This is a genomic window from Prosthecobacter sp. SYSU 5D2 (assembly GCF_039655865.1).
Taxonomy (GTDB): Bacteria; Verrucomicrobiota; Verrucomicrobiia; order Verrucomicrobiales; family Verrucomicrobiaceae; genus Prosthecobacter.
Genome location: NZ_JBBYXL010000001.1, coordinates 128,731 through 150,364, shown reverse-complemented (window position 1 = coordinate 150,364; position 21,634 = coordinate 128,731). Strand labels below are relative to the sequence as shown.

The window sequence follows — 21,634 nt, the reverse complement described above, 5'->3', positions numbered from 1 at the left end:
GGCTTAGATGTTGCCTTTTTTGAGTTCATCCATGAGGTGGTCCGCCATGCGCCAGGCGAGGGCCATGATGGTGAGGGTGGGATTTTTATCGGCAGTGCTGGCGAAGGGGGCGCCATCGGCCAGGAAGAGATTTTTGACGTCCCATGTCTGGCTCCACTGGTTGGTCACGGAGGTGGCTGCATCGGCGCCCATGATGGCGCCGCCGACCTCGTGGATGACGGTGCCGCCGTTGCGGATGGCCTTGAGCGGGTCGGTCTCCGGGGGCTTGGAGAAGTGGCCGCCGAGAGCCTCCAGGAGCTCGGCGATGCGCTGCTGCTGGTGGCGGACCTGGTTCAGCTCGTGCTCGGTCCACTTCCAATGAAAGCGGAGGACGGGGATGCCCCACTGGTCTTTGAGGTTGGGGTCGATCTCGCAAAAGCTGCCGTCGTTGGGCAGCATGGTGCCTTGGGCCCCGAAGCCGATGCGGCAGCCGTAGAAACGGCGGGCATCCTCTTTAAACTGGCGGCCGTAGCTGGTGCCGCTGCGGCCCGCAAGGCGCTCCGCGCCGTTAGCGACGGTCATGTTGGGCATGTGGCGACCGGGATTGAACTCCAGGTGGTAGCCGCCGGGGAAGCCAAGCTCGCCCTTGCGGTTGAGCGCATGCTGGGTCCAGGGGACATAGGCGTGGGGGCCGCCGGCACCGTCTTCATTGTGCAGGGGCATGCCCTCAAAGGCGGGGATGTGGGCGCTGAAGGAACTGCCGACGGAATCCGTGATGTATTTGCCCAGCTTGCCGCTGGAATTGGCGAGGCCCTGGGGGAAGAGCGTGGATTTGGAATTAAGCAGGAGGCGGACGGACTCCTGGGAGCTGGCGGCGAGGACGATGACGCGGCCTTTAACGTGGCCTTCCTGGCCGGTGGTCTTGTCAATGAAGGTGATGCCATTTGCTTTGCCGTCCTTGCTCAGGGTGACCTCGCGGGCCATGGCGTTGGGGAGGATGTCGAGATTCCCGGTGGCGAGCGCGGGGCGGAGGTGGACGGTTTGGGAATCGTAATTGGCGCGGATGGAGCAGCCGCGATGGCAGTCGGTGGCCCAGAAACAGGGGGCGCGGCCGCGCATGGAATCGGCCAGGATGGCCTGGGCTTTGGGATTGCCAGGATGGAGGCGGGCGGGGATTTTTTCGGCATCCTGGGGGACGCTGAGCACGGCGCGGTGGATGGGGGTGACCTTCATGCCGGCCTTGGGCGCGTGCTTTTGAGCATAAAGCTCGCCCACGCGGAACTTCGGCGGGGGAAGGAGGACGCCGGGGGAGGAATCGGGGGAATTTTCCAGGCCTTCGTTGCTGCCAAAGACGCCGATGAGCATCTCCACTTTATCGTAATAAGGGGCGACGTCGTCGTAGGTGATGGGCCAGTCGAAACCGGCGCCATAGACGGTGCGGGGCTTGAAGTCATAAGGGCCGTTGCGCAGAGAAATGCGGCCCCAGTGGTTGGTGCGTCCGCCCATCATGCGCTGGCGCCACCATTTGAACTGGTCTTCGGGTTTGGTACCGGCGTTGGAATACGGCTCGCCTGGGATGTCCCAGCCGCTGTGGATGGAGGAATCGTGAAAGCCGTACTGTTTATCCGGGGTCTTGGTGCCGCGCAGGGGGGCGTGACTGGGAAGTTGGAACATGGCCACCTCGGTGGCGGGATCGAAGGAGCGGCCGGCCTCCAGCATGAGGACTTTGACGCCCTCCATGGTGAGGGTGTAGGCGGTCTGGCCGCCCCCGGCCCCGGAACCGACGATGACGACGTCATAGGTGGACTGGGCTTTTTCGGCAGAGATAACGGGCATTGGGGAGTAACGTGGGGAAGGATGGGAGTCTCTCTTATCCTTGCATCGCAGGAGCATCCGATGAGGGCCAAACGGGAAGTCAAAAACGAATTGGATGGATGACCGTCCAAGACGCCCCGGCACGAAAATTTAAACTGCGTGTCTTTCAGGCAGTGCTCATTGTCGCGCTTGTGGCCATCCTGCTCTTTGGCCTGGGCTTAGTAGCGGAAATTTTGCTGGTGGTTTTCGCAGGCATTCTGGTGGCGGTTTTTCTACGCGGGCTGAGCACGGCTCTCAGCAAGGTGACCCCGCTGAGCGACGGGTGGGCCCTGGCAGTCGTGGCGATGGGGCTCGCGGGGGCAGTGGGCCTGGTCGGCTGGCTGCTGGCACCGGAGGTGAGCAAGCAGGTGGAGGAGTTGTCAAAGTCTCTGCCGGAATCCCTCAGATCCCTGCGCGACCAGCTTTCCAGCACGAGCTGGGGCGCGGCGCTGGTGGAGCGGGTTTCTGAGGCGGACCAGTATTTCTCAGAGCGGAGCGCGCTGTCGCAGGCCAGGTCTTTTCTCTCCACGACGACGGGTGCCCTGGCGGGCTTTTTTGTCATTCTGGTCCTGGGCTTGTACATGGCCTCCGAGCCCGACTATTACCGGCATGGGGTGGTGCGGCTGGTGCCGGTGGTGCACCGGAAGAGGGCAGACAAACTGCTCATCCGCCTGGGCGATACGCTGCACTGGTGGCTCATCGGCCAGTTCATGAGCATGACGCTCATCGGTATTCTGACGTGGATTGGCCTGCTGCTGTTCGGCGTACCGCTGGCCCTCACGCTGGCCTTGCTGGCTGCCGTGCTGACTTTTATCCCAAATGTGGGGCCGATCATTGCCGTGATTCCTGCGGCCTTGCTGGCCATGATGGACAGCCCCATGCGAGGTTTTTACGTGCTGTTGATGTATCTTGGGATCCAGACGGTGGAAAGCTATCTGGTGACGCCCTTGATCCAGCGCCGCACGGTCCGCCTGGCCCCGGCCCTGATTCTCGTGTCGCAGATGGTGGCCGGCACCCTGCTGGGCCTCTTCGGCGTCGCTCTGGCCACGCCAATGGTGGCCGTCCTGATGGTGGTCGTGCAGAAGCTCTACGTGGAGGAGACGCTGGAAAAAGGGGCAGGGGAGGAAGCGGGGAAGGATCCAGTTTAAATGAAGGCGGAGGTGGCTGGCTACGGACCCGGCGGTGGTGACTGTGGCCGCAGCGTGGAGCAGTGAATCACCCAGTAGATGGCCACCGTGATGATGCCGCCCAGGAGCGTGGCCAGTGCCCATAGATATCCTGAAACGAAATAAGTGCGGCGCTGGTAATGATGAAACTGGAGCGCGCTGTCCTTAAATACGCCCCAGGCGAACATGGCATGCATGAAGAGGAACAGGGCTGCGATAATGATGGCCAAAGGACTCGAGGTTAAACCCGGAATAAATAAGCTGGAAGAATTCATAAGACAAAGGATTGGCCTGCTGTTTCGGTTTATCAGAAAGTGGCTCAACTGTGCAATAGCCTTCTTCCATGGGGAAAAGATAAACCTATGGAAATTTTGACGGTTATGATTAAATTGCCACCATGCTAGCGGTGCCAACGGGCTCGTTTTTACGTTTGGTCCTCCTTTCCGGAGGGCTGGCCTGGGCATGCCTGCTGGGCACCGCCAGAGGGATCATCCTATATGATACCGGGGATGCTCTGGTGAATACCACCGCTCCAGCGGGGATGTATGCGGACAGCGGCTGGAGCTACCAGGGGATGTACGGGGACTTTTTGGGCACGATGATCGCGCCGCAGTATTTCATTACCGCAGATCACATCGGCGTATCCGCCGTGCCCACTTTTACCAGTGTGGAATCAGGGAGCATCTATACGATAGATGCGGCGGCAAATGCGGGAATAGGATTTTGGCAGGTGGGGGATACGGATCTGCGGATCTATAAGATCAACGAGAGCTTTTCAGCTTATGCACCGCTCTATATGGGTGAGCTCGAAGCGGGCATGGATCTTGTGGTATACGGTCGCGGCGGGCCACGCGGGGCGGAGGTGGAGCTGGGAGGCGACCTGAAGGGCTGGTATCACACCGGGGCAGACGGGGTGGTGCGCTGGGGGGCAAATGAGGTGGACGGCATTACGACGATCAGTGGCAATGAATACCTGCGGGCCAGTTTCAGCCCGGTGCTGGGCCAGAATGAGGCGACGCTTTCCGTGGGGGATTCCGGCGGGGCGGTTTTTGTGAATGACGGCGGCGTCTGGAAGCTGGCAGGCATCAACTATGGTGTGGACGGCTTTTTTGATACCAACAATGTAACTGGCGACGGGCTGGAGTTTGAGGCCGCGCTTTTTGACCGTGGAGGGTTTTACCAAGGAAGCGACGGTGCCGGCTGGGCAGGACCTCTGCCTGACGGAAGTGCAGGGAGTTTTTATGCCTCGCGCATTTCCGCGAGTGCGCTGGAGATCCAGGGAATCGTGGGCGTGCCGGAGCCGGGCGGCATCCTGTTGATAATGGTAGGTGCGGGGCTGGGAATGCGGCGGCGAAGGTGAGGGTCTGACGCGACGTCAAGAAGCAGGCCGAGAGACTACTTTTTCAGTTCAGCAAAGATGAGGCGGCCGGCGGAGGTGGGGAGGGCACCTGAAATGGCGATTTCGACGGTCTGGCCGATGAACTGCGCGGCGTTGTTGACGACGATCATGGTCCCGTCCGGGAGGTAACCCACCGCCTGCTGTTTGTCCTTGCCCGGGCGGGTGAGCGAGAGGGAGAGTTCATCCCCAGGATTGAGCTGCGGCTGGAGGGCGATGGCCAAGTCATTAAAACTCAGAACGACAATGCCGCGCAGGCGGGCGACTTTGGCCAGGTTTTCGTCATTGGTGAGGAGGCGCGCATTGAGCTCGCGAGCCAGGGACACGAGGCGGGTGTCCACTGGCAGGTCGCGGCTGACGCCGGGCGGGTCTTCATGGATGGAAAGGGGCAGGTCTTCCAGGTTACGCATGGCCTCCATCACCTCCAGCCCACGCCGGCCACGGATCACTTTTTGAGGCTCGGCGGAATCGGCGAGAAGCTGAAGTTCATCCAGAACAAAACGGGGGACGACGAGGGCGCCGCTGAGGAAGCCGGTTTTGACCACGGCAGGGATGCGGCCGTCAATGATGACATTGGTATCCAGCAGCAGGGGCTCGCCTTCCAGACCGTCACGCCGGAAGCGTACGTAAGGGATCAGGAGGGCGAACTGGTCCCGATCACTGCGCAGGGCAAAGGTGATGCCGAAATAGGCGAAGCAGGTGTAAATGACGATTTCCACCGCATTGCGGAGGGCTTCCCCGTCCAGCATGGACTGGAAATAACTGAGCTGAAAGACGCCGATGCGGGTGATGAGCCAGGCGCAAAAGAGACCGATGGCCAGGCCAAAGGTGGCCTGGGAAAAATCACGCAGGCTGAAGCGGACGAAGATGGTGTCCAGGATGATGATGAGGCCCATGGCCAAGGCCCCGGTGACAGCCCCAAGCCACGCAGGCTGCTGAAAACCCAGCGCCACCGTGATACCGGTGAAGACAAAAAAGGCAAAAAACAGAGCCCGGATGAGGCGGATGGACCAGGTGGAATTCATGCGGGAGAAGGAGAGGGAAAGTGCAGAGTGCTCAGTTCACAGTGCGGGACTGTGGAAGAAGACGGGTAAAAAGATTTTGAGGTGGAAAGGTTTTTTTGGGGAGGGTTTAAAGCGGCTTTTGCCCGGCGGTGGGCACTCAGGTCAGAGATTGGGGTTGGGAATATTAGTGCTTATTGCTGGGTATTAGTGGTTTAAATATCAGGCTCGGGGGCCGCAGTTGGCAGGCCGAATTATTTTTGGAGCACCCAGGAGGAGATGCAGCCTTCGTGAGCTTGCTGGGCGGTGGCGGCGAAGTCGGCCAGGTAGCCACGACGGGGATTAGGTTTCGGCCAAGCCGTCGGGCGGGTGGTGAGGTCGGCGTGGAGGTGGATGGTACCTTCCAGGAGGTCGAACTCGATCTCATCACCATCCTGTACGGCGGCGATGGGGCCGCCGACGGCTGCCTCCGGGGAGCAGTGGATGCCCATGACGCCGTGGGAAACGCCAGAGACCCGGCCATCCGACAGGAAGGCGACCTGGCCATCCAGCTCCGGAACGGCGAGCGCGGCCGAGGCGACGAGAAGTTCGGGCATGCCGGCAGCGATGGGGCCGACACCGCGCAGGACGACGAAGTGGCCCGGGCGGATGCGCTTTTCCGTGGCGGCCTGGGAGACCGCCTGCACACTGTCGAAGCAGATGGCGCGGCCTTTGAACCGGGGACTCTGGCGGGAGGAGACTTTGAAGACCATGCCGTGGGGGGCGAGATTGCCGAAGCAGATTTGAAGGTCGGCGTAGTCTTTGAAAGGCTGGCCCAGGGGGGCAATGAGGTCCTGGTCCGCCGGGACATCCGGGCAGTGAGCGACGTTTTCGGCCAGTGTTTTCCCGGTGACGGTGATGCAGGTTCCATCCAGCAGACCCGCTTTTAAGAAGTGGCGCAGGAGCATGGCGGTACCGCCGATGCGGTGGAGATCCGCCATGGTGCCACGGCCACGGGGGGCGAAATTGCAGTAAACAGGAGTGCGGCGGCAGATGGTCTGGACATCCCGCAGGGTAAAGTCCAGGCCCGCCTCACGGGCGACGGCGAGGATGTGGAGAACGCCATTGGTGGAGCCGCCCATGGCGGCGATGGCGGTCATGGCATTGGTCATCGCGGCCTTGGTGATGATGGCGCGTGGGCGGAGATCCAGCTCCAAAAGATTGCGCATGGCCTGTCCCACGCGGAGGCAATCGTCCTTTTTGGCGGCATCCACAGCAGGGATGGAGGAGGTGTCCGGCAGGCTGAGGCCCATGGCCTCCAGGGCAATGCCCCAGGTATTAAAGGAGGCGGCGATGCCGCAGCCGCCGGCTCCAGGACAGGCGGCGCGGATGATGTCCTCGGACTCCTGGTAGCTCATGGTGCCGTTATTGGCCTGAGCCTGGGAATCATAGGAATCGAGGATGGTGACAGGTTTACCGGCGTGGCAGCCGGGCAGGATGCTGCCGCCATTGACGATGAGGCCCGGATAGTTCAGCCGGGCCAGGGCCATGGCAAAGGCGGGGCCGTTTTTATCACAATGATGGACGCCGATCATGCCGTCGTAACAATGGGCGCTGGTGACCATCTCCGCCCCATTGGCCATGAGATTGCGGGAAACCAGGGAGGAAGCTCCGCCTTCATGGCCCTGGGTGATGTTGTCGCTGACGCCTGAGACGCCGAATGGAAAGGCGATGAGACCGGCCTCTGCACAGCCAGTCTGGATCAGTTTGGCCACCTCGTAGGCCTTCATGTTACAGAGGTTGCCATCCAGAAGGGGGGTGGCGATGCCGATCTGTGGCTTGTCAAAGTCCGCTTCATGAAAGCCGAGACCCCAGTAGAAGGATTTGACACCACGCTGCCAGCCGTGGGTGAGTGAGGAAGAATTCCAGTTGAGCAGTGTGGGCGGCATTTCAGGAAGCGGTTGGTGGGGAGGCCGAAAATCTCTTGCAGGCAGCTTTAATACAGGTCCGGAGAGATAAAGACAAGGAACAGGACAAGGATGATGATGCAATGGCACTGCCAAATGTACAAACAAAAACTCCCAACCAGGAGCACTGGTTGGGAGTTGGATGAAGGAATCTTTAAGACTCCGACAGAATTAGAAGCTCACGCTCAGCTTGACACCACCGAAGATTTCGTTGTCCTGAGTGTTCAGGGCGCGACGAGCGTCGAGGGAGATGTTGTAAGCGATGTAAGGGGTCAGAGTGGCCATGGATGTCAGCTTGATAGGAGCGGACACGGAAGGGATCACGTGGGTGAAACCACCGCTGCGGGTGCCGGCTGCCACACCATTGGTGTAGTAGTCGAAGCCGTAGCCAGTCTTCACTGCTGGAACGATGGAGAACCAGGAAGTGATTTCGATAGGCAGGTCAGCACCAACTTCAGCGTAGGAACCGCCGATGCGGAAGTCATAGTAGAAACCAGCATACAGGTTCACAGGACCAGCAGCAGCGGCCACAGTGATGCCGACTTCGTCAGCGCTGGAGACGTTGCCTTCGTTAGCGCCGTTGAGGACGCCAGCGTTGGTGCCGGAGAAACCATCCCAGAACTCATAGTGAGTGTAAACCAGGCCGAAGGTCGCGAAACCTGCGTCATAGCTAAGGGAAGCGGAAAGGTCGAGTTCGGAGTAGTCGAAGTCACCCTGGCCAAACGGAGCGCCGTTGCCTGCGGTGGTTTCGACGGTGCTCAGGTAAAGAGCGCCGAAGCCGAGGGAAAGCTGCTCAGTCAGAGGGATGCTCAGGCTGAGGCCAGTCCAGACGGCGTTGTCCGCGAACCAGAGGCCGCGGTAATAAGTGCGGGTGTCATACCCCACTTCGAGTGTTGCACCAAGGGTGTCAAACAGTGCGCCAGACTCTTCCGGGGGAAGGACTGGGGCGACGCCCTTGGAAGGGGCAGGAGTGCCGGCGAAAGCGCTCAGGGAAGCCGTAGCTGCCAGAACGAGTGCCGACTTAGTGATGACGGAGGTCATGCTCTTCAATTTCATGATGGTCGATTTTGGTTTGTTGATGAGATGGAGGTTGGTCCGGGAGACCTCCCACCGTGCGCCGCTATTAAAGCACCCTGCGGGCCATTGCCAAGCATCTTTTTCTGAAAACTATTGAACAGAGAACGATTTCTTTGGTCCAACCGACACCCAATGCGTGCTAAAATCACTCTGCAAGCACCACAAGAAGGCCATCCGGGGTGATTGCAAGGCTCTGAATGCCAGCCAGAAAGCGCTGGATCGCGGGGTCGTTTTGTAACGTTTCATCCGTTAGGTTGACGCCTTTGATGTCTCCCAGCCAGGCATTCGGCAGTGGAACACCGCCAACGCGGACATCCCGGACCTGAAGGGCGACTTTTTTATTTTCGTCCATTCGCGCGCCCAGAGCGAGGCTGAGGCGCAGTGTGGTACCGGAGAGCAGCGGCAAACCTGCATCCTGGGGGACTGGCACCAGGACAGTGGCAGAAATGCTGTCCTTACCAAGGTCAATTTTAACCGTTTCTCCCAGATTCTGGCTGGCCAGGTAGGCATTGATCTCCTTGGCAGTGATCACCAGAGTGCGTTCCTGCTCGCCCGGTGAAACGGCGGGCTGGGTGGCCGGTGCAGACGTGCTTTCAAGAACGTGCAGCTTGGCATCCAGGGTCTGCTGCTCGTTTTGGGTCAGGCTGACGGGCTGGATCGGGCTGGCGTAAATATTTCGCTTCACCCACCAGGCGGTGGTGGCAGCGGCGATGCCGCAGCCCAGGGCAAAGACGCCCAAGGTAATAAGTACCGCTTTTTTAACGGAGGTGCCCTGGCGGATGACGGTGCCAGGGGCAGGGGACGCGCTGCCGGTGGCGGCAGGGGCTTGGGATGGGGTCAGTGTTTCCATAATATGAGCAGGGGTGGACGGTGATGAGTGAAGATTCATTCGCCTGTCTCCGCCATTCCACGTTGATCCCAATTATGGAACGGATGACCGTTTCCATTTACGGGATCTTCAAAGTCTGGCCGGGGCGGATGAGGTCGGATTTGAGGCCGTTGGCAGATTTGATTTTGGCGACGGTGGTGCTGCGCTTGCGGGCGATGCCATAAAGGGTGTCGCCAGAGACAACTTTATAACTGCCGCTGCCGGAAGATTTTTTGGCGGTGGATTTGGTCGAGGTTTTCGGCTTGGAGGAAGATGTGGTGGTTTTCTTGGGGGCGGTGTAGCTGCTGGAGCCGGAGCTTGAACTTGAGCTCGTGGGCGCATTGAAGGCATACGGGTCCGCCTCCACCGGGGCGGGCGGCGGGGTGTAGGTGGGGATGCTGGAGGAGCTGCCGCCCTGGGCATATCCAGGCTGGCCGGGATACGGGTTGTAGCCGCCGTCGTTGCCGTAGTTGGAGACGTAGGGATCATTGCCGCCCAGGGACTGGCCGTTTTGGCAGGAAGTCAGCAGGGAGCAGACGGCGGCGAAGGTCAGGAGGCGGGCGGCGGGGATCATCGTGAGGGCGGGTGGGTTAAGAAAAAGAATGGGGACCAGCTATGAGTATGGTTTTGAGATTGCTTTGTTCAACATGAAACCTTGGGGCGGGTCGCGTCGTTGACAGGGGTTCGCGTCCCGAAATCGCCGGAAAGCAAGTCTTGCGGTTTCCCCGGCGCTTTTCTAGTCTGCCTTCCCCTATCCATGAAAATCGGCTTTAATCTCCTCCTTTGGACCGGTCACGTGACCGAAGAAAACTTCCCCGTCATCGAGAAACTCAAGGCCGCCGGCTACGACGGTGTGGAGATCCCCATCTTCGATGTCAGCAATGCCGCCCACTTTGCCACCATCGGCCGCGTGCTGAGGGACAATGGCCTGGAGGCCACCGCCGTCACCGTCCTGCCTGATGAAGCGCACAATGCCATCAGCCCCGACGCCGCCAACCGCCAGGGTGCCATTGACCACCTGAAGCGCGTTCTGGAGTGCGCCCATAATGCCGGCGTGCAGACCCTCTGCGGCCCTTATTACCAGGTGCTCGGCCAGTTCACCGGCAAATATCCCACTGAGGAAGAGCTGAACCGCGCTGCTGAAGTGCATCGCGCCATCTCCCCCGTCGCCGAAGCAGCCGGCGTCAAATGCGCCATCGAAGCGCTGAACCGCTTTGAATCCCACCTCCTCAACACCATGGAGCAGGCCGCCAGCTACGCCAAGCGCGTGGACCACGCCAACTTCGGCACGATGTATGACACCTTCCATGCGAACATCGAGGAAAAGTGCCCCTTCACCGCCATCGAGACCGTTTATAATTCTGGCAAGCTGAACCATGTCCACATCTCCGAAAACGACCGTGGCACTCCCGGACGCGGCCACATCAACATCACGGAGCAGATCCAGAAGCTGAAGTCCCTGGGCTACGACGGCTGGATGACCATCGAGGCCTTCGGCGGCTCCCTGCCGGACCTCGCCGCCGCCACCCGCGTCTGGCGTGATTTCTTCCCCTCACCTGACCAGGTTTACCTCGAAGGCATCGAGGTGATCAAGAAAGCCTGGAATGCCTGAAGTTACTCTTTGTTAGACCCTTTTGAACTGAACCAACCGAACGATCCCATGAATACCGAAACGACCCCCACCACCCGCCGCGACTTCATCGGCAAAACCGCCGCGGCCACCGCCGTCACCGTCGCCACCAGCGGCCTCACCATCGCCCAGTCTGCCAATGTGGCCGGCAGCGACCGCATCAAAGTCGGCCTCATCGGCACCGGCGGCCGCGGCTCAGGCGCCGCCAACCAGGCCCTCAGCACCAAGCAGGAAGGCGTGGAGCTTTATGCCGTCGCGGATGCCTTCAAAGAAAAAGCCGAGGGCGCCCTCTCCAACCTCCGCACCAAACACGCGGAAAAAGTCAAAGTGGACGACTCCCGCATCTATGCCGGGCTCGACGGCTACAAGGAGGTCATTGACACCTGCGACCTCGTCATCCTCACCACCCCTCCCGGCTTCCGCCCTTATCACTTCGAAGCCGCCGTCAATGCCGGCAAGCACGTCTTCATGGAGAAGCCCGTCGCCGTGGACGCCCCCGGCGTTCGCAAAGTCCTCGAGATGGCCAAAATCGCCGATGAAAAAAACCTCAAGGTCGTCGTCGGCCTCCAGCGCCGTTACCAGAACTGCTACAAAGAAGCCCTCAAGCAGGTCAAGGAGCAGAACATCATCGGCGACATCGTCTCCGGCCAGGTCTATTGGAACGGCGGCGGCATCTGGTTCCGTGACAAACAGCCCGGCCAGTCCGAGCTCATGTACCAGCTCAACAACTGGTACTTTTTCACCTGGCTCTGCGGCGATCACATCAACGAGCAGCACATCCATAACATTGACGTCGCCAACTGGTTCATCGGTGGCCATCCCGTCAGCGCCCAGGGCATGGGCGGCCGCGAGCAGCGCACCGACAAAAAATTCGGCCAGATCTTCGACCACCATTACGTCGAGTTCACCTATGAAAATGGCGTCCGCATCAACAGCCAGTGCCGCCACCAGTCCGGCGTGTACAACGCCGTGCGCGAAGAGTTCACCGGCACCAAAGGCAAGATCTACCTGGACAACAAGCCCAACTGCTACGCCGTGGATCACAAAGGCAACGTCATCTGGAAATACCGCCCCGTCGGTGGAGAAGATCCGCTGGCCGAGGCCGCCAAGCCGAAGCGGTCCCGCCGCAGCAGCGATCCTGACCCCTATCAGATCGAGCACGACATCCTCCAGGCAGCCGTGCGGGATAACACCCCCATCAACAACGCCTACTACGGTGCCGAATCCACCATGACCGCCGTCATGGGCCGCATGGCCACCTACTCCGGCAAGGAGATCACCTGGGACGAGTGCTTCAACTCCAAAGTTCAGCACATGCCCGCCATCGTCACCGCCGAGACCGAGCCCCCCGCCAAACCCGATGGCGACGGCGGCTACCCCGTCGCCATCCCCGGCGTCAAGGTCGAAGGCGTCGAGATCATCTAAGCAGACGGTCGTCTAACAAATAGCACTCAATCAACCCCGGTCTGCCGTAAGGTGGGCCGGGTTTTTTGTTGCCCAATGTCAGGGTTTCAGATTGCCAAGTTCGACCGCCATTCCCTGTGCACCTTGAAGAAAGGATTCGATCATCGGGGTGGGCTTGCCGGGCCACATGGCTACGTAAGTGAGCCGGGGGAAATCGATCAGCGACAGGCGTCGTGTGCCGGGAGGAGGGCGGTGATCCGGCTGGTCCAGGACCAAGCCGATCCCAAATCCCTGCGCGGCATATTCGGCCACGAGATCCAGCGAGGCGAGTTCCAGGGAAGGGAACCATTCGATCTTGCGGCGCTGGAGTTCATGCTGGAAGCAGCGGCAGAGGGCATCGGCGGAATCCACACAGATAAGCGGTTCATCAATGCGGTCCTGTTTCCAGAGATCCTGGGGGCTTTTGATGCGGCTTTTTTCCGGCACCATGAGGGCGAGCGGAAGGGAGAGAAGCTCATGCTGGCGCAGGCCGGGGGCGGGTTTGCCAAAGACGCTGGTGACGGCGATGTCGAGTTCATCCGCCAGGAGGCAGGCTTCGAACTCGCTCTGGCTGCCAGTGAGGAGGCTGAATTCCAGCCGGGCAAACCGGCGGCGCATGGCCTTCAGGATGCGGGGCAGATAATTCTGCTGGATGGCAGCAGGTGCACCAATGCGCAGGCGGATCTCGCGCCCGCCCCGGAGCCTGTCGGCGAGCTTGGGCAGGCCGGTGAAAAAAGGCTCGATGTGGGTAAAAAGCTCGCGGCCTTCCGGCGTCAGTTCAAACGGGCGGCGCTGAAACAAGGTGATGCCCAGGCTGTCCTCAAGCTGGATGATCTGGGCGCTGATGGCGGGCTGCTGGATGCCATAAGGAATGTGCCGCGCCGCAGCGCTGACACCCCGGTGCTTGGCCACGTAATAAAAGAGTTCCAGGTGGTGGATGTTCACCGGCGCAGCGTAGCGGGATCATTGATCTGCTCAATACACGATCGCGTTTTATCAATTAACACGGGGTCTTGCGGCGCGGCATTGGTGGTGCCGTGATGAAACAAGACGAGACACACGCCAACTCAGACTTAATAGCGCTGCCGGGAATCCGGTCACACCGGGCGCTGCTACCGGACAGGTTCCTGCCGCTCGATGAACTGGATGTGTCGTCACCGCATGAGAACTTGCGGGCCTTCGGTTTTGACGGTGCGTGGATTGGTGATGACATCCATGCGCTGGCATTGAAGGCAGGGCAGGGCGCGCTGGATGCGGCGGGACTGAAGGCGGAGGAGATCGGTGCGCTGTTGTGTGGGGGAGCCTTGCCTTCGGCTCATCTGCGGCAGAGCGAGAAGCCGGGGGACACGGGACTGCTGGGGATGTTTTGTTATCAGGCGAGCTGGCTGCAAGATGCGCTGGGGCTGGAGCGGGCTTTCATCAGCGGCGTGGCTCAGCAGGGATGCGCAGGGATGTTTTCCGCCCTTCGGCAGGCTCGTGCGCTGCTGATGGCAGAGCCGGATCTGGAGCATGTGCTGTGCGTGGGCGCGGATGCTTTTCCACAAGGGGCCATGCGGGAGGTACTTTATAATGTAGTAAGTGATGCGGCCTGCGCGGTGGTAGTCTCGCGTGAGAACCTGCGCTATCGGTGGCTGGCGCATCACCAAATTTCCAAAGGCTGGTATTGGGACGTGCCCACGCGGCAGAGCGAGATCATCGCGGCCTATTTTCCAACTGCGGCGATGACCGTGCGCCGGGTGCTGGCCAAGGCGGACCTCAAAGCCGGGGACGTGGATCTGGTGATCCCGACGGGTGTGAATGCTGCAAGCTGGCCCATCCTGCTGCGGCTGTGCGGCATTCCTGAGGACCGGCTTTTTATTCCGCGGCAGCGCTTTGGCCACACCATCGCGGCGGACAGCTTTTTGATGCTGGAGCAGGCGCGGGCGACAGGCGTTCTCAGGCCGGGGCAGCGGGTGCTGCTCTTTGCGTATGGCTTCGGCTCGAGCTGGTCGGCCATCATTCTTGAAATCACAGATCTCATCTAAACATGAAAATATTACTCACTGGCCTAACTGGAAACATTGGGCATGAAGTTGCGAGGCAGCTCGCCGGGCATCAGGTGATGGCCAGGGTGCGGGATGTGACTGCAGCACCCGTCATGGAGCACGTGGCGCTGCTGCGTGAAGATGAGCTGGATGCAGCGCGAGCCTGTGAAATCATCATCCATTGCGCGGCCAGCACGACCTTCAATGCGCCTCTGCAGACTCTGCGTGAAGTGAATGTGGAGATGACGCAAAACTTGTTAGACTTTGCGGTCGGTTGTCCGGCGCTGAAACGCTTTGTGCATGTCAGCACGGCCTGTGTGTGTGGCCTGGACGGGGGGCTGATTCCAGAAAACAGCCTGCCTGAGCCGAGTGCCTTTGTGAATGCCTATGAGCAGAGCAAGTGGGAGGCGGAGCAGCGGGTGCTGGCCAGCGGACTGCCGGTCTGCATCGCCCGGCTGTCCATCGTGGCAGGCAGTGAAGTGGATGGCAGCGTGCGCAAGCGCGGGGCGCTGCATCACCTGCTGTTCTGGCTGTGGAAGGGCCTCATCCCCATGATGCCAGGCACGGCAGAGACGCCGGTGGATATGATCTCCACCGAGCACGCGGCACGTGGGGTGGTGAGTGCGGCCCTGGCCGATGCGGCACCGCCCGTCATCCATGTGTGCGCAGGCGGCAGAAGCCCCCGGCTGGGCGAGCTGATCCAGCATGTGGCACAGGATTTTGCCAGCACCAGCGCAGGCTGGCGCAGCGGTGCCATCGCCGCGCCGGAGATCGTGGATGCGGAGACCTTTGCCCTTTTTGAGCAGACTGTGCAGCAAAGCGGCGACCTGCTTTTCCAGCGTGTGTGCACGGATTCAAAATCCTTTCTGCCGGGCCTGCTGCATTCCCGAGTTTATGCCACCGCGCTGGCCGAATCTCTGAACCCCGAACCCGCCTATGACTGGCGGAAACTCTCCACCCTCGTTACCCACCATGTCCTCGCCCGCCACCACGCTTGATACCCTCCAGATGGAGGCTGCTCTGCTGCATCTCGTCAATGAAATGCTGCCGACGCTGCGCCTCTCCCCCGTGGATGCCACACCCGTTTCGGCAGAGACCCCGCTGTTTGAAAACGGCCGCATTGATAGCATGGCCATCCTTCACGTGATCGGTCTGATCGAAGAAATGACCGGTGCACCGGTGCCGGATGAAAAGGTCTCCATGAAACACTTCCATAGCATCGCCGCCATCACCCAAGCCTTTTGCCCTGCCTCCCTATGAATGCCCAGCTTGAACACATTGACGGCCGTCTGCGCACCTGGTCCCTGGCCCACGAGGCTGCGGAGCATGCCTGGCCGGTGCTGATCCCGCGAGTGACCCTGCGCCGTGCGGGATACTACGAATCCTTTCCCCAACTGCTGATGACGGCCGCCGCGAATGCGCAGCCGGAAGCGGCCGAAGAACAACTTGAAGCCACCCCTTATGATCTCTCTCCTGCTGTCTGTTATCACGCTTACGCTGCGCTGGAAAACCAAACGCTCACGGAAGCAGGCGGACGTGTGCTCGCCGCCCGTGGGCATTGCTTCCGCAACGAAATCCCTGGAGAACTGAAGCCGGGGAGACGCCAGGTGGAGTTTCAAATGCGCGAACTGATCTTCATCGGTGGGCAGGAGTGGATTGAAGAATCGCTTTTCTCCATGCAGCAGGACATCGCACAAATGGCGGGCGAATTCGCCATCCGAGGCGACTGGGCCGAGGCGAGCGATCCTTTCTTTCTGCCGAAGGCAGAGGCTCTGGGCAAGGCGCGGATGCAAAAGCTGCTAAAAACGAAGATGGAATACTGCCTGCCTGACGGGCTGGCCATTGCCAGCATCAACCGTCATGGCGGATTCTTCGGCCAGCGGTTTCAGATCCGTCTTGCGGGCGGCCAGGCTGCGCACTCCGCCTGCGTGGCCTTTGGCCTGGAGCGCTGGGCATCGAGTTTGCCGAAGGCGTGATCCTTTTTGAATCAAGATTGCGCATGAATGGATGAACCCCTTTTAACATCATGACACCTCAACAAACACTTCATCGTCTGCGACTCAACCTGCCCCGTCTGGCTCCGCTTTTACGGGAGGATGTGCCGCTGAATGAGCTGGCACTGGACAGCATGGACCACGTGGAGCTGCTGTGCGCCATCCATGAGGAATTCGGCGTGCGGCTGACCCCGGCGGAACTGGCTCCGGGCGCGAGCCTGACCAGTCTGGCCCGGCATATTTCAAGCGCAGCCGTGAAGGCCTAACCATTAACATTGCATCCTTATGACTTACGGAGACTACCTGACCACTTCTGAAATGACGCGCTGGACGCTGGATACGGACATCGCGTGGAACGACATCCAGCCTGAGCTTTCCCTGCAGCAGCCGGACCTGCTGGAGCGGGTGCGGGACTCGGCGCTCATTGAATCGTTTTTCCCCATCTTCACGCCGCGTGTGCTGGACCTGATGTGGGACTGCGTGACCAGCACCGCCATTTACAGCGTGCAGCTTTTCGAGAGCTACAAGCACTTCCATGTCTTTGCCCAATACCTGGAGGCGGTCGGCTACCGGCCCATTCAGGATGAGGAGATCATCGCCATCCGGCGGCGGAATCTGGACCTGAAGTTTGACCATCCTTCCCGCCTGCTGACGCGCTACATGATGAGCGAGCACTTCGCCGCGCATAGCTTTTTCAAAGATGCCAAACAGGCGCAGGATCCAGTGCTGGCGCATATTTTAAATCTGGTGGCCAAGGATGAAGTGAGGCACTGCCAGTTTGGTTTTGACCTGCTCGCGCTGCGCTTGCAAAAGCATCCCGAAGAAATTGACGACGTGCTGGATGAGGCCGTGCATTTCCGCCACATCGGCGAGCTGGTGGTGCCCGAGACCCCGGTGGCAAAGAAGAACGACTTCGCCGCCATCCTGGCCATCAACCGCAAGATGGAGCGCCTCACAGGCCGCAAGATGTCGGGAGAAATCAACCAGATCATGGCGGCATGAAAACCGACGATCTCCAAAAACAGCTCGCCTGGCGGCTGAACTGGTACAGGCAGAGCGAGCTGGAAGGCGCACTCCTGCTTGGCCGCATGGCCGGCCTGGCCGATGGCGCCTTTCTCTGCCAGGAGCTCACCCGCCATGCGGCGGAGGAGGCCGCGCATGCGCAGCTCTGGGCAGATGCCATTGGTGAATGCGGACTGCCGCACATCCGCATCCTGCGCAGTTACCAGTCCTTTTATCTTCACCACAGCGGCCCGCCCGCCTCGCTGATGGAGGTGCTCAGTTTCACGCAAATTTTCGAACGGCGCGTGCACTTGCGCTTCCAAGCGGAGCTGGCCAATACCGCCCTGCCTGCCCCGGCAAGGCATGCCTTTTCCCAGATGATCGAAGATGAAAAACATCACCTAAGCTGGGTCGCGCGCTGGCTGCGCAGCCAGCCCGGCTCAGCGGAAAGCCTCCGGCGCTATCAGGAAATCGACCTTGCGGTCTATCAGGAACTTATCCCTTATGAACACCAACTCCATGCTCTCCCCGGCCTCGGCCGTGAATGAATCCCCCCGGCCCGCCAATTTCACCCGGCGCACCGCCAGACTCACCGCCAAGTTTTGGCGTGCCGGCCACTGGCACCTCATTCCCCTCTATCACTTCCTCCGCCTCAGTGATCTTGCACGGGAGGGGATCGAGCGCAGCGGCAGCTACCGCTTTGCCGATCATCTTTATCAAAATCGCGCAAGCGGGCGGCTGCTCATCGGTCGCCTGCTGGACCGCGTGCTGCTCAACACGCAGGCCGCCCGGGGCATGCGCGATCGCTGTGTACGGTCCACGCGGCATTTGAAACAAAGGCTGGAGGAAACGCCAGGCGACCTCCGCCTGCTCGCCATCCCCTGCGGCATCCCTCGGGATGTCACCCGGCTCCATAGCCGCACGCAAAGGCTCCACTACACCGCCATGGATGTGGATGAAAGTGTGCTCGCCGCCGCCCGTATGCACCTCGAGGCCGATGCCCCCGGACTCCTCTCCAGAACCGCCTTCATCCATGGCGATGCACTCAATGACCTCGACTTCCCCGAGCAGCCTCAGGACGTCATCGTTAGCACCGGCCTCGGCGAGTTTCTGGACGATGCCCAGTTGCGCACCTTCTACCGCAATGTCTTCGATTCTCTCGCCCCCGGTGGCACCTTCTACACCAGTGCCACCCGGCGGGAGGGCGGCAGCGATTACCTCATGCAGGCCTTTGAGCTCCATGCCCATTACCGGGAGCAAACCGACATGCAGACCCTCTTTGCCGAACTCCCCTGGCACACCGTCGAATACGATCACGACACCACCGGCCTCCAAACCTTCATCGTCGCCAGAAAATGAGCGCTGCGGGTAGAGTATGCAGGAATTATCGGTCGGGGGGGTTTGACAGGAGTGAACCTTCTCACAGGCAGGTCCTCGCCCGCTTGCACGCCATCTTGAAATAATGTATGGTGATGCCGAGTCTGTTCCATTTCCCAGACAGCACAAAGAGTCAGAGTCAGAGTCAGAATCCATCCACTTCCCCGGTGATTATCTGTAATCCTCCGTGGCATCGGCAGATAAAATCTGACGCAATGCCCCCGGTGGAAAGGGGCAGCCGACAGAAACGGCAAAATTCACGCTATGAATGCCGAAGGGCTGCGTTTTGAAGGACCCCATGAAAACCAAAACCTTGCTTGCTCTCTTTTGCCTCATCGGCTGCACGGCCCTCGCAGCGGACCGGCCTAATGTCGTGGTCATTCTTTCGGATGACTTTGGATACGGCAGTGTGGGCTGTTACGGGGCGGACGGGAAGCTGATCCAGACGCCGAACCTGGACCGGCTGGCGCGGGAAGGGCGGCGGTTTACGGATGCGAATACCACCTCCTCGGTTTGCTCGCCCACGCGGTATTCGGTGCTCACGGGGCGGTATTGCTGGCGGACCTCGGCAAAGCATGGCGTGCTGGGCACTTTCTCGCCGCTGCACATTGAAACGACGCGGCTGAACATGGCCTCGCTGCTGAAGGAAAAGGGCTATAGCACGGCGGCGATCGGCAAGTGGCACCTGGGCTATGGCAAGGCGGATGAATCCCCCGTATGGCGGACGGATTATGAGGCGGAGCTTTCGCCAGGGCCCCTGGACATCGGGTTTGACTACCATTTCGGCGTTCCGGCCAATCACGGCGACCTGACCGGCATCTATGTGGAGAACAGGTTTGTCTATGGCCTGCGCAATGGCAAGATCCCGGAGGGCATGAAGATCAGCGGACCTGACCGCGACAACCCGAATTTCAAGGCGACCTATACCCAAGAGGATACAGAGAGCGGGAAGTCAACCATCCTGGAACTGGATGCACCACGCCGCATCAATGAGCGTGTGATGCCGTATCTGACAGAGAAATCGGCGGACTGGATCAAGGCGCAGAAGAAGGGCACGCCGTTCTTTTTATACTATACCCCCGTGGCCGTGCATAACCCCGTGACCCCGGATAAGGACACCGCCGGTACCAGCAAAGCCGGGCCGTATGGCGACTGGATCCATGAGCTGGACAAGAGCGTGGGCGGCATACTCGCCGCGCTGGATGAAAGCGGCCAGACGGAGAATACGCTCATCATCTTTACCAGTGACAATGGCGGGGTATTCAAGCCCGAGCGTGACATGCCGCAGACGGATGCGTATAAAGCCGGTCTGAAGGTCAATGGCATCCTGCGCGGCGGCAAGCACACTGTCTGGGAAGGCGGCTTCAAGGTGCCCTTCATCGCCCGCTGGCCGGGGAAGATCCCTGCCGGAAGCGTCTGCAATGAGATGGTCAGCCTGGCCGACCTCCTGGCCACCACGGCCGCCATCGTCGGTGAAAAACTGCCCGCCGCCGGTGAGGCCGCCGAGGACAGCTACAACATCCTGCCCGCGCTCCTCGGCCAGGAGGCCAAACCAGCCCGCACGGACATGATCGTTCACAGCTCAGACGGCGTATTCGCCATCCGCCAGGGACCCTGGAAATGGATCGAAGGCATCCCTGCCCAGGGTACGAAGAAGAAAAAGTCCGAGGAGTTCGAGCCCCGCCTTATCAACGTGAAAGAGGATCCATCTGAGACGAAGGATGTCAGCACCGAGAACCCGGAGGTGGTGAAGAAGCTGAGCAAGTTGCTGGTGCAATATCGCAATGGTGGCTATAGCCGAGAACTGCCGCCCTTCATTGAAAAGGTGCTGCCCAAGGTGGCCGTGCTGCCGAAAGCAGAGGGAGAGGTGGTCATTGAAGAATCATTGGTTAGTCTCCCTGAGAAGCCGTGGACCACCAGCCAGGGTGCCTGGAAGGCGGAAGACAGCGCCGTATGGGGCGTGCAAAAAGGGGCCAAAGGTTCAGGAGCGAACCTGCGTGTGCCTGTCAGCCTGACCGATGGCGTCCTCGATTACCAGATCCAGTTCCAGGGCGGCCGGCACTCGCTGCGCATCGAGGCCGGGGATAACAAAGAGTCCTTCCGCATTGAGGTCAGCACCACCCAGGCCGGCATCACCAAGAACCCGTCAGGAACAGAGCCGCTGCTTCCTCTGGCCCGCAAGACGGTCGAACTGGAATCCGCAGTCTGGTATCCTGTGAGGGTGACCTTCAAGGGGGATGAGGTGACGGTGCAGGTGAATGAGACGGTCTTTAGCGGGAAACATGCGCTGCTTGGAAAAGAAAAGAAGGTGCTGAACTTCCTGGTCTTTGGTGACCGTGCAGGATTTAAAAACGTGCGGTTGGTGAAGTGAGCCGCTGAAGATCGTTTGAAAATTGGGCCGGTGCAGCCTGGCCCGCCTGCACGGGCCTCTTTAAATGAGGGACCAGGATCATGAAAGAGCATTGCAAGCACCTTAATCTGACCTTTTGAAAAGCTGGAGAAGGCACCTGCGGTCTTCTGATGGTTTTACGATCTGGAGTTTGCCCCTCTTCAGGAGATGAGGCGGTCTTTGGAAAATCTGTTCCATCTGGCCCGTCAGCATCACATTCGCGTTCTGCTTCTTTCCATGCCCAAGTCTGAAGGCCTTTTTGTGGCTCATGAGAAGAGCGGCTTCTGAACGGGTTTGTGAATGAAGGCGATGCGGAGTGGCTTGTGCGGGAGCAGCCATCCTTGCTGCAACGGATTTCATTGACGGCGTGCACCTGACGCGGGCTGCCGGTTTCCGGTTTAGCCAGCAGGTGGCTTCGTTATTGGAGGAGCATCTCAAAAATAACCCGCTGCCCCAGTAAAGCGCTACGAGCGGATGGCGGGCCCGTT

Annotated in this window: 22 protein-coding genes; 13 read left to right on the top strand and 9 right to left on the bottom strand. The window is 60.1% G+C overall.

Going from position 1 to position 21,634, the window contains the following annotated elements:
• Positions 1-3: 3 nt before the first annotated feature.
• Positions 4-1,815, bottom strand: coding sequence for a GMC family oxidoreductase (locus WJU23_RS00665; protein WP_346330592.1), 1,812 nt, complete (start codon positions 1,813-1,815; stop codon positions 4-6).
• Positions 1,816-1,913: 98 nt separating this feature from the next.
• Here WJU23_RS00665 and WJU23_RS00660 point away from each other — a divergent pair, with 98 nt between their 5' ends.
• Positions 1,914-2,981 (top strand): AI-2E family transporter, encoded by a 1,068-nt coding sequence (locus WJU23_RS00660; RefSeq protein WP_346330591.1) that lies wholly within the window; start codon positions 1,914-1,916, stop codon positions 2,979-2,981.
• 20 nt (positions 2,982-3,001) lie between these two features.
• Here the strand turns inward: WJU23_RS00660 and WJU23_RS00655 are convergent, their stop codons facing one another.
• Together WJU23_RS00655 and WJU23_RS00650 are read right to left on the bottom strand one after the other, a co-directional pair.
• The gene (locus tag WJU23_RS00655) at positions 3,002-3,196 is read right to left on the bottom strand and encodes a hypothetical protein (protein WP_346330590.1); all 195 of its coding nucleotides are present in this window, start codon (positions 3,194-3,196) and stop codon (positions 3,002-3,004) included.
• Positions 3,165-3,344 (bottom strand): hypothetical protein, encoded by a 180-nt coding sequence (locus tag WJU23_RS00650; RefSeq protein ID WP_346330589.1) that lies wholly within the window; start codon positions 3,342-3,344, stop codon positions 3,165-3,167. The genes WJU23_RS00655 and WJU23_RS00650 overlap by 32 nt, the downstream gene beginning before the upstream one ends.
• Positions 3,345-3,396: 52 nt before the next feature.
• Here WJU23_RS00650 and WJU23_RS00645 point away from each other — a divergent pair, with 52 nt between their 5' ends.
• Positions 3,397-4,359: a PEP-CTERM sorting domain-containing protein gene (locus WJU23_RS00645; protein WP_346330588.1), complete on the top strand. Its 963-nt coding sequence runs from the start codon at positions 3,397-3,399 to the stop codon at positions 4,357-4,359.
• A 35-nt stretch (positions 4,360-4,394) separates the two neighbouring features.
• On the opposite strand, the gene WJU23_RS00640 is transcribed toward WJU23_RS00645, so the two are convergent.
• The 5 genes from WJU23_RS00640 to WJU23_RS00620 form a co-directional block, all read right to left on the bottom strand.
• Positions 4,395-5,420, bottom strand: a complete 1,026-nt coding sequence (locus WJU23_RS00640; protein ID WP_346330587.1) for a PIN domain-containing protein — start codon at positions 5,418-5,420, stop codon at positions 4,395-4,397.
• Between the two features lie 230 nt (positions 5,421-5,650).
• Positions 5,651-7,324: a dihydroxy-acid dehydratase gene (locus tag WJU23_RS00635; RefSeq protein WP_346330586.1), complete on the bottom strand. Its 1,674-nt coding sequence runs from the start codon at positions 7,322-7,324 to the stop codon at positions 5,651-5,653.
• Between the two features lie 189 nt (positions 7,325-7,513).
• Entirely contained in the window at positions 7,514-8,398 is an 885-nt protein-coding gene (locus tag WJU23_RS00630; protein WP_346330585.1) for a hypothetical protein, read from the bottom strand.
• Between the two features lie 166 nt (positions 8,399-8,564).
• Positions 8,565-9,269 (bottom strand): hypothetical protein, encoded by a 705-nt coding sequence (locus tag WJU23_RS00625; RefSeq protein ID WP_346330584.1) that lies wholly within the window; start codon positions 9,267-9,269, stop codon positions 8,565-8,567.
• A 97-nt stretch (positions 9,270-9,366) separates the two neighbouring features.
• Positions 9,367-9,861 (bottom strand): LysM peptidoglycan-binding domain-containing protein, encoded by a 495-nt coding sequence (locus WJU23_RS00620; RefSeq protein WP_346330583.1) that lies wholly within the window; start codon positions 9,859-9,861, stop codon positions 9,367-9,369.
• A gap of 183 nt (positions 9,862-10,044) precedes the next feature.
• Here WJU23_RS00620 and WJU23_RS00615 point away from each other — a divergent pair, with 183 nt between their 5' ends.
• Complete coding sequence (locus WJU23_RS00615) at positions 10,045-10,899, top strand: sugar phosphate isomerase/epimerase family protein (RefSeq protein ID WP_346330582.1); 855 nt, start codon at positions 10,045-10,047, stop codon at positions 10,897-10,899.
• A 48-nt stretch (positions 10,900-10,947) separates the two neighbouring features.
• Positions 10,948-12,342, top strand: a complete 1,395-nt coding sequence (locus WJU23_RS00610; protein ID WP_346330581.1) for a Gfo/Idh/MocA family oxidoreductase — start codon at positions 10,948-10,950, stop codon at positions 12,340-12,342.
• A 78-nt stretch (positions 12,343-12,420) separates the two neighbouring features.
• Here the strand turns inward: WJU23_RS00610 and WJU23_RS00605 are convergent, their stop codons facing one another.
• A complete protein-coding gene (locus WJU23_RS00605; RefSeq protein WP_346330580.1) occupies positions 12,421-13,305 on the bottom strand; it encodes a LysR family transcriptional regulator in 885 nt (294 codons plus the stop codon).
• 95 nt (positions 13,306-13,400) lie between these two features.
• Here WJU23_RS00605 and WJU23_RS00600 point away from each other — a divergent pair, with 95 nt between their 5' ends.
• The 9 genes from WJU23_RS00600 (at position 13,401) to WJU23_RS00560 (ending at position 21,128) form a co-directional block, all read left to right on the top strand.
• A complete protein-coding gene (locus WJU23_RS00600; protein WP_346330579.1) occupies positions 13,401-14,384 on the top strand; it encodes a 3-oxoacyl-[acyl-carrier-protein] synthase III C-terminal domain-containing protein in 984 nt (327 codons plus the stop codon).
• Positions 14,385-14,386: 2 nt separating this feature from the next.
• Positions 14,387-15,382: an SDR family oxidoreductase gene (locus WJU23_RS00595; RefSeq protein ID WP_346330578.1), complete on the top strand. Its 996-nt coding sequence runs from the start codon at positions 14,387-14,389 to the stop codon at positions 15,380-15,382.
• Positions 15,357-15,644, top strand: coding sequence for an acyl carrier protein (locus tag WJU23_RS00590; protein WP_346330577.1), 288 nt, complete (start codon positions 15,357-15,359; stop codon positions 15,642-15,644). The genes WJU23_RS00595 and WJU23_RS00590 overlap by 26 nt, the downstream gene beginning before the upstream one ends.
• Entirely contained in the window at positions 15,641-16,360 is a 720-nt protein-coding gene (locus WJU23_RS00585; RefSeq protein WP_346330576.1) for a hypothetical protein, read from the top strand. Before WJU23_RS00590 ends, WJU23_RS00585 begins: the two co-directional genes overlap by 4 nt.
• A 50-nt stretch (positions 16,361-16,410) precedes the next feature.
• Positions 16,411-16,644 (top strand): acyl carrier protein, encoded by a 234-nt coding sequence (locus tag WJU23_RS00580; RefSeq protein ID WP_346330575.1) that lies wholly within the window; start codon positions 16,411-16,413, stop codon positions 16,642-16,644.
• 19 nt (positions 16,645-16,663) lie between these two features.
• Positions 16,664-17,380: a ferritin-like domain-containing protein gene (locus tag WJU23_RS00575; protein ID WP_346330574.1), complete on the top strand. Its 717-nt coding sequence runs from the start codon at positions 16,664-16,666 to the stop codon at positions 17,378-17,380.
• A complete protein-coding gene (locus tag WJU23_RS00570) occupies positions 17,377-17,928 on the top strand; it encodes a hypothetical protein (protein WP_346330573.1) in 552 nt (183 codons plus the stop codon). The genes WJU23_RS00575 and WJU23_RS00570 overlap by 4 nt, the downstream gene beginning before the upstream one ends.
• Positions 17,885-18,739: a class I SAM-dependent methyltransferase gene (locus WJU23_RS00565; protein ID WP_346330572.1), complete on the top strand. Its 855-nt coding sequence runs from the start codon at positions 17,885-17,887 to the stop codon at positions 18,737-18,739. Before WJU23_RS00570 ends, WJU23_RS00565 begins: the two co-directional genes overlap by 44 nt.
• 316 nt (positions 18,740-19,055) lie before the next feature.
• Entirely contained in the window at positions 19,056-21,128 is a 2,073-nt protein-coding gene (locus WJU23_RS00560) for an arylsulfatase (RefSeq protein WP_346330571.1), read from the top strand.
• Positions 21,129-21,634 lie beyond the last annotated feature (506 nt).

Excerpts from the sequence above, each read along its gene's own strand:
- WJU23_RS00665 (WP_346330592.1), bottom strand. The coding sequence starts at position 1,815 with ATGCCCGTTATCTCTGCCGAAAAAGCCCAGTCCACCTATGACGTCGTC.
- WJU23_RS00660 (WP_346330591.1), top strand. The coding sequence starts at position 1,914 with ATGACCGTCCAAGACGCCCCGGCACGAAAATTTAAACTGCGTGTCTTT.
- WJU23_RS00655 (WP_346330590.1), bottom strand. The coding sequence starts at position 3,196 with ATGCATGCCATGTTCGCCTGGGGCGTATTTAAGGACAGCGCGCTCCAG.
- WJU23_RS00650 (WP_346330589.1), bottom strand. The coding sequence starts at position 3,344 with ATGGAAGAAGGCTATTGCACAGTTGAGCCACTTTCTGATAAACCGAAA.
- WJU23_RS00645 (WP_346330588.1), top strand. The coding sequence starts at position 3,397 with ATGCTAGCGGTGCCAACGGGCTCGTTTTTACGTTTGGTCCTCCTTTCC.
- WJU23_RS00640 (WP_346330587.1), bottom strand. The coding sequence starts at position 5,420 with ATGAATTCCACCTGGTCCATCCGCCTCATCCGGGCTCTGTTTTTTGCC.
- WJU23_RS00635 (WP_346330586.1), bottom strand. The coding sequence starts at position 7,324 with ATGCCGCCCACACTGCTCAACTGGAATTCTTCCTCACTCACCCACGGC.
- WJU23_RS00630 (WP_346330585.1), bottom strand. The coding sequence starts at position 8,398 with ATGAAATTGAAGAGCATGACCTCCGTCATCACTAAGTCGGCACTCGTT.
- WJU23_RS00625 (WP_346330584.1), bottom strand. The coding sequence starts at position 9,269 with ATGGAAACACTGACCCCATCCCAAGCCCCTGCCGCCACCGGCAGCGCG.
- WJU23_RS00620 (WP_346330583.1), bottom strand. The coding sequence starts at position 9,861 with ATGATCCCCGCCGCCCGCCTCCTGACCTTCGCCGCCGTCTGCTCCCTG.
- WJU23_RS00615 (WP_346330582.1), top strand. The coding sequence starts at position 10,045 with ATGAAAATCGGCTTTAATCTCCTCCTTTGGACCGGTCACGTGACCGAA.
- WJU23_RS00610 (WP_346330581.1), top strand. The coding sequence starts at position 10,948 with ATGAATACCGAAACGACCCCCACCACCCGCCGCGACTTCATCGGCAAA.
- WJU23_RS00600 (WP_346330579.1), top strand. The coding sequence starts at position 13,401 with ATGAAACAAGACGAGACACACGCCAACTCAGACTTAATAGCGCTGCCG.
- WJU23_RS00595 (WP_346330578.1), top strand. The coding sequence starts at position 14,387 with ATGAAAATATTACTCACTGGCCTAACTGGAAACATTGGGCATGAAGTT.
- WJU23_RS00590 (WP_346330577.1), top strand. The coding sequence starts at position 15,357 with ATGTCCTCGCCCGCCACCACGCTTGATACCCTCCAGATGGAGGCTGCT.
- WJU23_RS00585 (WP_346330576.1), top strand. The coding sequence starts at position 15,641 with ATGAATGCCCAGCTTGAACACATTGACGGCCGTCTGCGCACCTGGTCC.
- WJU23_RS00580 (WP_346330575.1), top strand. The coding sequence starts at position 16,411 with ATGACACCTCAACAAACACTTCATCGTCTGCGACTCAACCTGCCCCGT.
- WJU23_RS00575 (WP_346330574.1), top strand. The coding sequence starts at position 16,664 with ATGACTTACGGAGACTACCTGACCACTTCTGAAATGACGCGCTGGACG.
- WJU23_RS00570 (WP_346330573.1), top strand. The coding sequence starts at position 17,377 with ATGAAAACCGACGATCTCCAAAAACAGCTCGCCTGGCGGCTGAACTGG.
- WJU23_RS00565 (WP_346330572.1), top strand. The coding sequence starts at position 17,885 with ATGAACACCAACTCCATGCTCTCCCCGGCCTCGGCCGTGAATGAATCC.
- WJU23_RS00560 (WP_346330571.1), top strand. The coding sequence starts at position 19,056 with ATGAAAACCAAAACCTTGCTTGCTCTCTTTTGCCTCATCGGCTGCACG.